This window comes from Paenibacillus sp. FSL H7-0756 (assembly GCF_038006765.1).
In the GTDB taxonomy this organism is placed as follows: Bacteria; Bacillota; Bacilli; order Paenibacillales; family Paenibacillaceae; genus Paenibacillus_AQ.
On the sequence record NZ_JBBOVT010000001.1, the window covers coordinates 577,661 to 589,878 of the forward strand.

At 52.0% G+C, this 12,218-nt stretch carries 6 protein-coding genes; 1 reads left to right on the forward strand and 5 read right to left on the reverse strand.

Annotation, left to right across the window (positions count from 1 at the left end):
• Nucleotides 1-8: 8 nt before the first annotated feature.
• A complete protein-coding gene (locus tag NST04_RS02475) occupies nucleotides 9-4,583 on the reverse strand; it encodes an S-layer homology domain-containing protein (RefSeq protein WP_341183046.1) in 4,575 nt (1,524 codons plus the stop codon).
• A 340-nt stretch (nucleotides 4,584-4,923) separates the two neighbouring features.
• A complete protein-coding gene (locus NST04_RS02480) occupies nucleotides 4,924-5,859 on the reverse strand; it encodes a GNAT family N-acetyltransferase (protein ID WP_341183047.1) in 936 nt (311 codons plus the stop codon).
• A 216-nt stretch (nucleotides 5,860-6,075) separates the two neighbouring features.
• Between NST04_RS02480 and NST04_RS02485 the strand changes: the two genes are divergently transcribed.
• Nucleotides 6,076-8,457: a GH36-type glycosyl hydrolase domain-containing protein gene (locus NST04_RS02485; protein ID WP_341183048.1), complete on the forward strand. Its 2,382-nt coding sequence runs from the start codon at nucleotides 6,076-6,078 to the stop codon at nucleotides 8,455-8,457.
• A gap of 124 nt (nucleotides 8,458-8,581) precedes the next feature.
• On the opposite strand, the gene NST04_RS02490 is transcribed toward NST04_RS02485, so the two are convergent.
• The 3 genes from NST04_RS02490 to NST04_RS02500 form a co-directional block, all read right to left on the reverse strand.
• Nucleotides 8,582-8,992 carry a hypothetical protein gene (locus NST04_RS02490; RefSeq protein ID WP_341183049.1) on the reverse strand — a complete coding sequence of 137 codons (411 nt, stop codon included), beginning with the start codon at nucleotides 8,990-8,992 and terminating at the stop codon, nucleotides 8,582-8,584.
• A complete protein-coding gene (locus NST04_RS02495; protein WP_341183050.1) occupies nucleotides 8,985-9,434 on the reverse strand; it encodes a LytTR family DNA-binding domain-containing protein in 450 nt (149 codons plus the stop codon). Before NST04_RS02495 ends, NST04_RS02490 begins: the two co-directional genes overlap by 8 nt.
• A 173-nt stretch (nucleotides 9,435-9,607) precedes the next feature.
• Nucleotides 9,608-12,217 carry a metallophosphoesterase gene (locus NST04_RS02500; RefSeq protein ID WP_341183051.1) on the reverse strand — a complete coding sequence of 870 codons (2,610 nt, stop codon included), beginning with the start codon at nucleotides 12,215-12,217 and terminating at the stop codon, nucleotides 9,608-9,610.
• Nucleotide 12,218: the final 1 nt, after the last annotated feature.

Genomic DNA, 12,218 nt, shown 5'->3' on the forward strand with positions numbered 1-12,218 from the left:
CCATTCAGTTATTCTGTAACCTGCTGTTCCTTCTGTTCACTGTCGATCCGGTACTGATGATCGATTACGGCTTCCTGGATATCCAGGTAAGCCCAGTGATTCTTGGATACATCCGGGAATTTAATAGCATCGGCTCCATATAATGGACCCCGGTTAAACATCTGATTGACGATGACTACAGCTTCCGCACGGGTCAGGTAGGTGTTCGGCTTGAAGCTGCCGTCCGGGTAGCCCTTAAGCAGGCCTGCCTTCACGTTGGCCTCAATGACACCTTGTGCCCAATGTCCGGTGGTATCGCTGAAGCTCGATTTTCCGTCTGCCGATACGGCAAGCTTCAGGTAGTTTGCAGCAGCTGCGGCCATTTCCGCTCTCGTAATCGGAGCAGCTCCCCGGAATTGTCCGGACGGATCACCCTTCATTACGCCCTGTGCATTCACGAAGGCAATGGCTGCTGCCGCATAATGGCGGACAGCCACATCCGGGAAGGGAGACGTACCTACAGCAGCATTGGCATCATAGCCCAGATTCCGGGCAATCATGAGGGCCATCTGTGAGCGCGTTACGCGTTCGTCCGGCTTGAATTGACCATCCGGGAAGCCGACGATATAGGATGCATGCTTCGCAGGCGACTGATTATTGAAGTTGATGATAGTAAAAGTACTGAATTTCGAGATGGAGAATTCCAGTCCGAGCAGTCCGTCTTTATAGGTAACTGCTTTCCCTTTCACAACCTCTTTCGTGCCGTCAGTATGCTCGATGAAGATACCCAGCTGTGCCAGGAACGCATTGCGCTCTGCTTCATTCGCAGGCAGCTTCACATCCTTGAGTGGCAGAATCAGAGTTACCGCCCGGCTGGACAGGTTCGTCTCAATGGTCATCGGTCTGGCAACCACTTCGATTTTATTGTCCTTCGCCACTTCACGGACCACAGCTTCGAGCGTGGCTCTCTTTTCGATTTCACTACGCTCTGCTGCACTTCTCACCGGCACCAGCCGGAAATAGAAGTCCTGCGTGATTCCTTCGAGCGATTCATTCGGAATACGTACAATCGCGTTCTCCGTATAGATTTCCAGCACAATGCCATTCTCTTTCAGCAATTTGGCGGTCTCCGCCGGAATTTGGACATTCACTTCGCTGACATTGTCCGCCGCATCCGGGATGACTACACGGGCAATGCTTTGTCCTGTCTCTTTCGCCATCTTCACCGCTTCTTCAGCCTTATCCTTGGTGAAGCGGACCAAATCGGTGATTGTACCATTGCTCTGAGTGGTGCGCTGTACCGGCACTTTCGTGATTCCAGCCGCATTGGCTCCGCCGATGGCTACATCTACCTGGATGAGTTCGGTTTTGGATGTATCAGGAGCTGCTGGAGCCGGTGCAGAACCTCCGCCTGATGGAGCAGGCTCTTGTCTGGTAACGATCATCGTATAAGTGTTCGTTTTGCCAGCAGAATCCTTGACGGTAACCAGGACTTCATTCTTGCCTACTTTCAGAGGGAGCGCTTTGCTCCATTCGCCGTTCTTCACCTCTACCGGAGCTTCACCGGCAATGCTGAGTGTTACCACCGCACCCGGGTCAAGTGTTACCGGCTTGAATGACATTTCATATACACTGTTCCCTACAGTTACATCATAACTTGTAGTTTCAGGCTTGAACTCCGGCTGCAGGGTGCCGCTTGAAGGCTCCAGCGATACGAGCTTCCCGCTTGCGCGGATGACCTGAATCTGGTATTGACCCAGCTTAACGCCCGGACGCTTCGCATCCACAATGTCCACCTGAATGATGTTCAGCCCTTCCTGAAGCGGCAGCTTGCTCCAGTCTCCATCAGGAACCTCTACACCATTTAAGCTAACCTTGCGCAGTGTATCGTTATCTCCTGCCGGGGCAAGATTCAGGGCAATGGTACCGGTCTCATTAGGCACGGTTGCCTGATAGCCGCTTGGTACATCCGGCTGGAAGCCCGGATGCAGCGATACCGGCTTATCTCCAACACTTAATCCCAGACCGTTCTCAGGCAGCTTGCCTGCCTCTGAGATATACTTGGAATCTCCGCCAAGATCAATTCCCGGCTGAAGACCCGTAAGCGGGTTATTCTTGTTTCCATTCTCAGTCACACTTCCAAGCTCTGGATCGTAACTGAGCAGACCACCTTTAGAATCAGAAGGGATGGACACGATCAGTTCATTGCCGTTGATTTCAAAAGGCTCCTTGAGCGGCACTCCGCCGTAAGTGAATCCGGACAGATCGGTAAGATCGTTGATTGGCTTGTTGAATACCAGCTTGAGCTTGCCGGCTTCGGGATAAGCAGCAACGAGCTGAAGCGGAATCACATTATTATCCTTCGTAATGCCGGACTGGTCGCCTGCCTGAATCGGCTTCAATTCGTTCAGGACATTGCCTTCAGCCGTAACATTACCGGCAGCAGGGTCGTACCCTACGACCAATGCATCATCTGGACCGAGCGCTTCCTCCAGAACGACTTCTACTTTATCGCCCTGTACGGACTTCACAGCAATCACTTTCCGTCCATCGACGGTAAGCCCGGTGAAATCAGCATCGGTCAAAGCAGAACCTACAGGCTGGTTGAACGTCAGCACAGCATGATCCGGCTGCCCTTCATTTACCGCCACATGAGTCAATTCAAGCTGCGGCACGGTGAACGGTACCAGCTTCGTTTCTTTTCTTACCTCATCACCGAATGTCTTGGTAGAAGTCACCGCCACATGGTAGGACCCTGGTGCCAGCGGTCCCGGCAGCTTGGTGTCCCACTTATAGACATCATCAGTTACCGTAATGCCTACTTCAAGATCGAACAGATAGGCATTAGGATGAACGTCCACTTTATAGACGGCAGCCGTAACTACCGAGTCCAGTGCAGCTTGTCCGGTTACCGGGAGCGGGAAGTCTGCTCCGTATACCTCGGTTCCGTTCGCAGGCTCTTGAATCTGCAAAGAGTCACCGAACGGACCGTTAGCGATCAGCGTAAAGTCGGACACTGGCTCCTTCCCAGGTGTCTGAGCATGGATTGCCGACTCAGCGGCATCGTATTCGATTCTAACCACCGGGTCATTGGACAACGGGCTGGCCAGGGTCAGAATAATGACACTTGGATCTTCGTCGGATACTACAGCCTTCGTAACATCGACCAATTTTCCGTCCAATGTTACTCTGAAGTCATCTGTAGTATCCGCATCGTCCGCGTTAAACTTGATGTCCTTGTCGAACTTGATGGATACCTGATTGTTGCTTCCGGCTGTATAGCTTGCGCTGTTAGCTACCGGCGGCTGCTTAACCAACCCGGCAATTGCATCCTCCAGACCCTTGCGGGCGGCTTCAATCTCTTCCGGGGAAGCATGGTCATCTTCAAGGACAGCCTTGGCTGCATCCGATGCATTCTTGAGCACTGCCAGAGAAGCCTTCGTATATTCCTGCGGCTCAAGATTAAGATAGCCCTCTGCTGTCTTGTTGTCCTGCTTAAGTGGGGTTTTGTCCACTAGAGTAATGGTTGTGTTAATTTTGGTAGTGGAATCGCCTGGCATGCCGCCGTATTCAACTAGGTAGGCTTTTACTTCCTGGCCGCTAGTTGGATAATCATTCCATTTCCCACTTCTACTGCCGCCAGAATAAATATGGACCACATGCTCAAATGTGGAGTCATTGGGCTCTTTATTATCCCAATTAGAATACATGATTTTTTCACTACCCAAGCCGTAAGTTGCATCGGTAACCTTAGCAGTATCCTTTATTCCTCCATCTGCTTCATACCCCTGGTAGAAACGAAGTCCTGATTTGCCTTCGAATTGCACCAATCCTTCTGGTCCAGTGACCCAACGCCAATCACCGTAGCCGTTATATTTGTTGCTTTGCAAGGTGGAGACACGTGTTGTAGCCCTTCCGTTTGCATCTTCCGTTCGGGCCACGTCTTTCCCGCCAATCCAACCAATTACCGGAGTCTTTTCCGCAATAAAAGCGTTCTCATCCGGGTCAGTAATCGTCACCAGATACCCTTGGCGGCCATAATAACTCTTCTTCTCGGCATCTGCCTTGGCTTTCGGCCACGTGATACTGTTTTGTTCTCCCACATACTCATAGAAATGGCCGTTTTTATTAAAAGCCGGGACAGGACCAAGGCCGAAGGTCAGACTGCGCTCACCCGGCGATGTCATGGTGAATTCAGCATTTTCCAATACGTTCTGATAATCTGCAGTTGAAGCATTGCCTTTTAATATATATACGCCGTCCCCTGGGCCGGATTTAGCTTCAATTCCTGTATCACCCGTTGCGAATGTAATCTTGTCACCTGACTTATATCCGTTAATGACAACCGTAGCCCCTGACATCATTTCATCCGCTTCTGCGGTGATAAAGAGTTCCGGGAAGGTTAGACTGACTGCCCCGCTATCCGGCTTGGTGAAGTTCCGGTACTCTTCTGAAGTGAAAATTTCTTCCGACCCATCATTATCCGCTACAGCCGCATGGGCCACGGGTCCGGCCAGCGCAAAGTTGGCAGCAACCAGCGCAATCGACAACGAGGCTGCCAGAGCGCGGGAACCTCTTTTATTCCATTTTTTCGATGTTGTCATCTTTTTTTGTTCTCCTCATCTAATGGGACTTTTATGGGATCAGCCGACACTTCCTATTATTCATAGACCGCTTGCCTGTTACCTGTACTTTCCTCCCTTCTTATGCAGGCGTTCACCAAATCGTGCGATACGGATACCGACAGGTTGTGTATCATAATCTCTTAGTTTCTAATACTATCCGACAGACCTCTACATTAACTCTACAAATCTCCTTTATTGTGACAAAAATCACTGCATAATTGCGAAAGATCCCTTTTCTTTGTGTTTCCATTCATTTTTATAGCTAAAAAAAGACACCCCTAAGGGTGCCTTCGCTGATCTTGCGGATCGCTTATTTGCGTTAATCCACCGGGATATACATCTTCTGAATCTCCTGCACCCCGGACTTAAACCCGAGATTATAGTACACAGATTCCGCAACATTTCCCTCCATTACATACAATCTCAGCAGCGGATACGTTCCCTTTAGAGTGGTGAGGGCTCTTTGCAGCATGCGTGTAGCCAGCCCTTTTCCCCGATAGGCGGGGTTAACGCCGATGCTGTAGACTGCCGCCACATGATCCTGCAGACACAGCCGGCAGTTGGCAATGAGCTGATCAGTGGTGTTATCGAATACCAGCGTGGAAGCCTGTATCAATATTTCATTGGAATAATTAGGATCTTCACCGGGTATAAAATCTTCTAAAGCAAATTGCTTCCTCCGGATTGCATCCAGTCCGCCTCTAAAACTCTCAAAATCACAACGGGCAATCTCTTCTGCAAGGATGAACCGTTTGCCTCCGTCCTCAGTTCCTTCCACTTCTGGACTCTCTATCCTCAGATCATCCTCCCATTTGATGTGAAAATATTCTGTAGGCCGCTGCATCCAGCGGCACCTGAATTCATCCGGCCAGAAGCCTGCCCGGGCATACAGCTGAACCTGATCCGGCAGAATCTCATAGGTGCGTACAGGCTCCTTCCGGTCAGACCACTGAATCAACAGTGCTTTAAGCTGCTTCAATACTCCAAATGAATCGTTAAAGGGCGGGATTACAAAGAGATGGTAGATCACATTCGGGGACATCCGGACTCCGCCGATTTTACTCTCCCCCTTGTATATCCAAAAGGCATTCCTTCGCGGATTCGCATAGCTTTCCTCTCTAAAAAAACCGCTATACTTCATGTTATAGTAGACGGAGCAATATACGCCCCACTCCCCGGGCTCTGCTCTACGGATAGACCATTCACCATTTAGATCATAGGATATTGTAGCTTCAGACCATTGCTTCACACTCATCTTGCAATCCTCCTTCCTCTTGATCTTATCAGCACCATGCTCCCGTTCAAATATAGGAAACTGCTATAGAAAGACTCTACTGTTTGTTTTTTTCTCAAATATAGGCTATATTGTCAGACCATTATTGTCTTATAATGGAAGTAGGCGGGATTCTTCGGTCGTTTATAAACGCGCGTTCATAACCCTGCCTGTCATCTATCATGAGGAGGAATGGTTATGCAATACGGTCATTTTGACGACAAGAACAAAGAGTATCTGATTACGAAGCCGAATACGCCTGCTCCTTGGGCCAACTACCTCGGTTCACCGGAATACGGTGCGATTATCTCAGGCAATGCCGGAGGCTACAGCTTCGTGAAATCCGGGGCCAACGGACGGCATATCCGCTATCATTTCAACTCCAAGGACGAGCCTGGGCGCTACATTTATATCAAAGACCTGGAGAACGGTGATTATTGGTCCGGCTCCTGGCAGCCGGTAGGCAAGGATCTGGAGCAATACAAATCCGTCTGCCATCATGGAACCGGATACACGAACATCGTCTCAGATTATGACAACATTCATACCGAGTCCTTATACTATGTACCGCTGAACAAGACCTATGAGGTATGGCGCATGAAGATCCGCAATGATGGCACCACTCCGCGAAAGCTGGCTCTCTTCGGCTTCGCCGAATTCACCAATGACAACAACTATGAGCAGGATACCGTGAACCTGCAATACACGCTGTTTATTTCCCGGACCTACTTCAAGCACGATAAAATTCTTCAAGTCATCAATGAAAATATCGCGGGAGAACAGACCTGGAGATTCTTCGGCGCGGCCGGAGCAGAGGTGGCCGGTTATGACGGGGACCGCGATACATTCCTTGGAGATTACCGCAGCTACGGGAATCCGCTCTCCGTGGAGAACGGACAATGCTCGAACTCACTGAACTATAATGCCAATGCATGCGGTGCCCTGCAGATGAATGTAGAGCTGCAACCGGGAGAAGAGAAGGAAATTGCCTTCCTGTTGGGACAATATGATGAAGAGGGAGCCTCCGGCATTCTTAGCCACTATCAGGATTTGTCCGTGGTAGACCGGGAGCTTGAAGAACTGAAGACCTTCTGGCACAGCAAGCTTAACCGCTTCCAGGTGCAGACTCCAAGCAGTAATCTGAACCATATGATCAACACCTGGAACGCATATCAGTGCTTCATCACCTTCATCTGGTCGCGTGCCGCCTCCTTCCAGTACTCCGGCCTGCGCAACGGGCTCGGCTACCGGGATACGGTGCAGGACATCCAGGGGATTATCCATCTGGACCATGAGATGGCTCTCGAACGCCTGCGGCTGATGATCTCCGCCCAGGTATCCAACGGCGGCGGGCTGCCGCTGGTGAAATTCGACCATAACCCGGGCCATGAGGGAACACCTGACGACCCTGAGTATGTGCGGGAGACCGGACATCCGCACTACCGGGCCGACGATGCCCTGTGGCTGTTCCCGACAGTTATCAAGTACCTGAATGAGAGCGGGAACTGGGACTTCACCGATGAGGTCATTCCTTATTCAGATCAGGGCGAAGCAACGGTGTATGAGCATCTGCGGCAGGCGCTTCAATTCAGCCTGGACCGGATGGGCGCGCACGGGATGCCGGTCGGCCTCCATGCCGACTGGAACGATTGTCTGCGGCTTGGCGCCAAGGGCGAATCCCTATTCGTGGCCTTCCAGCTGTACATGGGCTTCAAGGTATTCATGGATATCGCGGAGAACAAGAACAAGCCAGAGGATACGGCATGGGCCCAAGGGCTGCTGGAGGAGCTGGACAGCAACATCCAGAAGTATGCCTGGGAGAACGATCAGTTCGTCCGAGGCTTCACCGAGGATAACTATACCATCGGCTCCTGGGAGAACGATGAAGGCCGAATCTGGCTCAATCCGCAGAGCTGGTCGGTGCTCAGCGGCGCGGCCCGCCCGGATCAGGCCAAGCTAGCTATGGACAAGGTCTATGAAAATCTGCGGACCGATTACGGCACGATGCTGTTCTACCCGCCATTCCGCAAATACGGCTTGCCGGTAGCACTGATGGCGCTGTTCAATGCCTCAACGAAGGAGAACGGCGGCATCTTCAGTCAGCCGCAGGGCTGGCTTATCCTGGCGGAGACAGTGATCGGCAACGGTGAACGCGCGTTCGAGTATTTCCTGAACTGCAGCCCGGCCACCATGAACGAGAATGCGGAGGTCCGCAAGCTGGAGCCTTACGTTCACGGCCAATTCGTGGAATCCAAGGACAGCCCGTATCAGGGCCGGGCCCATGTCCACTGGCTGACCGGCACGGCCTCCACTGTTATGGTCTCACTGGCAGAGGGCATTATGGGCGTTCAGCCCCAGAAGGACGGCCTGCGTCTGGACCCGTGTGTCCCTTCGGACTGGACCAACTTCTCCATGGTGCGCGAATTCCGCGGGAAGAAGCTGAACATCCAGGTCGAGAACAAAAACGGCGTCCAGAAAGGCGTCTCCCGCATCGTCATCAACGGCGAGGAGATCGAAGGCAACCTGATTCCAGTGTCCCGGATGGCTACAGAGAACGAAGTGCTGGTTGTGATGGGTTAACTTCACGCCGATCCGAGGAACGGCATAGATAGATACGAAGAAGGAGAGCTGACCCACGGGGTGCTCTCCTTCTTCTTTTAATGTATACTTCAAGTCTGCAACCCCGGCTAAGCGTGCTCTCCGACTACTTCAAAATCCTATTCAGCTCTTCCGCTGACTTCCTGCTGTTCGCTCTGGCATAGAAGTAGAACGCAATCGTATGCAGGATGACGGATAACAGCAGCATTCCAGGCCACCAGGCGCTGATAGAATCGAACATCTCGATGGAGAAAAGCCATACCATGCCCATTCCGCCGGTAATGCTGAGCAGTGAACCGATCAGGATATTCCACAGCGGCTTCAGCGTGAAGTGATTCCACAGCATATTATACATAACCCCGAATATTACGGCAGCTACAGCGGCAATACCCGCCAGACGCCACAGATACAACATCTCCACCGGCTGATCTCTGAAGAACACCGTTAACAGCAGCGTGACCCAAAGCGACGTAAGAGTAAATACCTGAAAGAATCCTTGCCTGATCTGATTAGCCATGATAATTCCTCCTAAAATCATTGATATAGTAACGGCTGACAGTATAGAAAGTATTATCTGTCAGCCGGACTTCCACCCGTGCATTAGCGGTTGCCGAGAATTCTTTGATATAGCGGGTATTTATAATGGTCTGATTGTTGATCTTAATGAACCCGGGCGTATCCAGCACCTCCAGCGCGAACTTCAGTCTCGTGTTGAGCAGGTACATCTCCCCGGTAATGAGCCGCACACTGCACATCCGGCCCTCCGCCTCTACAGCTGCAACCTTGCCGGCTTCCACAGTGACCTGGCGGTTATTGCCGGCATTGATGACGGTGATCCGCTTCTCTGCCGCCTGAATCGCAGTCTCAAGTTTCTTCCATTGTTCCTGTTCCGCCGGATGAGTGACCACCTTGGCCCATCCCCGATCCATGCCTGGGTCTGCTTCAAATCTAATCTCCAACTGTCACTGCCTCCTCTCAACACCCATATTATTATCTTAAAAGAGACTTGACCATCATTCTGCGTTTACTTGCAGGAATCCGGCGTTTTGTTTCATCAGAGCGCTGCCTGCGGCCAGCCGGACGCACGAAGAAGACTGCCGGGAGCTTCCCGGCAGCCTGCCTGACGATCCTTTTAGAGCCTCGGATCAATCTCCTTCTCCTTCGTCACCTCGAACAACAGGTTCGCGGCAATCTGCTTATAGTCGCTGTTGTCCGCCGAAATATCCTCCAGCTTAATCTCCAGCATCTGCTTACCCAGCCGATGCTCAGCCAGGGAAGTACGCAGCTTAGGTGCGATATTCTTCTGCTTCATCAGCTTGGCATACTTGTGCGGGAATCTGTAGTCGTAGCCGTAAATAATCGACAGGTAACCCGGATTACGGACCTTCAAGTAAGGGACCACTCCCGGCTGCTCGCGCTCCGGCTTGATGACGATCCCCTCCATTTTCTGCTCAATGGTTATGGCGGCGAAATAGTCCTCAGCCCGGCTGTAAGCCTCCGGCTCCTGAAGGTCCAGCACCAGGATCTCGTCGTCATTCAGGAAGCGGTACTGCTCCGAGGTTATCCCCTCAGGCACCCGGTCCTTCCCGCTCTCCAGCACTTCCTTCAGGATGGCAAAAGGCTTATAGTCCAGCTCCGCATCTCCGGCATACAATTCCAACTGCTGTTTATATACCCGGTACGCTTCGTCCCGCTGGTCGAGTCCCACATAGGCATCCCGGATACTGCGGACATGCTTATATGTCTGATATACGTGAGCGCCGTAGCTGGTGCTAAGCGCTTCTTTGGTCAGGTGATGCTGATCCTGTTCGAATCCGCTGGCTTCATACGCCTGGATCAACTCACCGAGCGAATCCTCGAACCCGTGCTCTCTCAGGAACGCAAGCTCGTTCTCCAGTGCCCGCCCAATCGGCTGGAACTGGCGTTCAATCAGCCCTTCCCCCAGCGCCTTCCAGGGCAGAAGCTCCCCGTCCAGCACCAGCACACGGATGCCTTGCTCCGCCATATATATTTCGAACCGCTCCAGCAGGCCTTCATAGACTGGCGTCAAATCTACAGCCTTGACCTTATAGCCGTTACGGCTAACCGCGTAGCAATGCTCTACGTCCCGGTACAGATACACCGTGCAGCGCGATCCCATATATTTAGGCTGAAGGACCACCTCATGTACCCCGCGTTCGGCAAAGTAATCCAGACCCTTGCGCAGCGACTCCAGCTCGCCTTCTACTTCATCCTTATCCGCAGGCGACATCGTCCCGGAGATGAAGTTGACCTTATTCTGCGAGGAGTAATGCAGCCTGCGTATGGACTCCGCATCCAACTCCTCCACAGAGACCGTATTCACTTCGCGGAAGAGAACCGGCAAATCCTCCTGAAATAGCTGCTGCCGGGATTTATGGCTTTTGTAGAATGGCTTGAACGTTATTTGGACTGAAGTCAGCCCGTTCCCGTGCACGGCTCCCGTGTCCAGATGAAGCTTGTTCTTGATGCGGAACGTCTGCTTGGCGGCAATATGTCCGAACAGGTGAAACGGATGATTCCCCTCCGCCTCCTCCTTCAGGAACTCAAGCTGCTGCTCGTAAGCAGATTCACGGTCCAACCGGAAGTTGCGCTGATGGCGCTGCGAATACGCATCCAGCTTCCCGATGTATTTGTTGCGGCAAGGAGCGTGGGTTACATAGAAGGAAGGGCCCCGCATCCCTATATAGCGGTAAAAGGGCTTGGCACTCTCCACCAGCACTTCGAATTTACGGTGAAGCTCCGCATCTTCCTGTAACACCTGGGTCGAATCAAAATACGTTCTTAACAACTCCGGGTCGGTACCCTGAATCTCGCCGCGCAGGTACTTGTAGACGAAATTCTCATGGTTGCCCATCACCAGCAGAAAATGCTCACGGTTGTCATACAGGAATTCTGTAATCTCCCGGGTCTGCTTGCCCTTATCGATCCAGTCGCCCGCCAGGATAATCCGTGTATTCTTCAGCTTATCCGTAGCACTTAGCATCCCTTCTTCAATCCGGTAGCCGTAGCTGCGCAGCAGCCCTTGCAGCTCTTGAACACACTCGTGTACGTCTCCGACTACGATGTATTCCTGTTCCTGCGGAAGCACAGCAGCGGCATAGGCCTCCCAATCCTGAATGTGCACCCGGTAATCCGGGTTCGGCAACTTTTCCCCAGAACCTTCAGTACCTTCAACACCTTCCAGCAGAAAATCCTTGGCCCGCACCTTATGAATACTATGGTAGCCCTCGCGGGACAACACAGGCAGCACTTCGCGGCGCAGCCGGTTCAGGTGGCTGGAGATCAGCTTCTTCGAGCGCTCTGAGGCATAATAATCCTCCCGCTTGCGGTAATCGAACAGAATGACCTCCAGATTATACTGGTTCTCCTGGGCAATCGCCCGCACCTTACTCCGATAATCCTCCGCGAGACCAATCGTATCCATAATGACAAACTCCGCATTAATCGGCCAGGAGGTGATCCGCTTCAGCCGCTCGAACAACAACACGAACGTATGCGAGCTGGCCTCCAGCATGACCTGGTCGTATTTATCGTAGTCATAGCCTAAGATCTCTTGACGGATGAGGTCTGAGGAGAGGTACTGCACATTTGTGCGCAGACCTGTGTTGCTATCCGCAAGCTTAAGCTGGGGGATCAGTACCTCTTTGGCAAAAGTAGACTTCCCGCACTCCGTCGCACCCACCAGCATGAATATCGTGTGTACCTTCGTCTGAATGTCCATG

Bases quoted from the DNA above. Each gene is read 5' to 3' on its own strand.
- NST04_RS02475 (WP_341183046.1), bottom strand. From the start codon at position 4,583: ATGACAACATCGAAAAAATGGAATAAAAGAGGTTCCCGCGCTCTGGCA.
- NST04_RS02480 (WP_341183047.1), bottom strand. From the start codon at position 5,859: ATGAGTGTGAAGCAATGGTCTGAAGCTACAATATCCTATGATCTAAAT.
- NST04_RS02485 (WP_341183048.1), top strand. From the start codon at position 6,076: ATGCAATACGGTCATTTTGACGACAAGAACAAAGAGTATCTGATTACG.
- NST04_RS02490 (WP_341183049.1), bottom strand. From the start codon at position 8,992: ATGGCTAATCAGATCAGGCAAGGATTCTTTCAGGTATTTACTCTTACG.
- NST04_RS02500 (WP_341183051.1), bottom strand. From the start codon at position 12,217: ATGGACATTCAGACGAAGGTACACACGATATTCATGCTGGTGGGTGCG.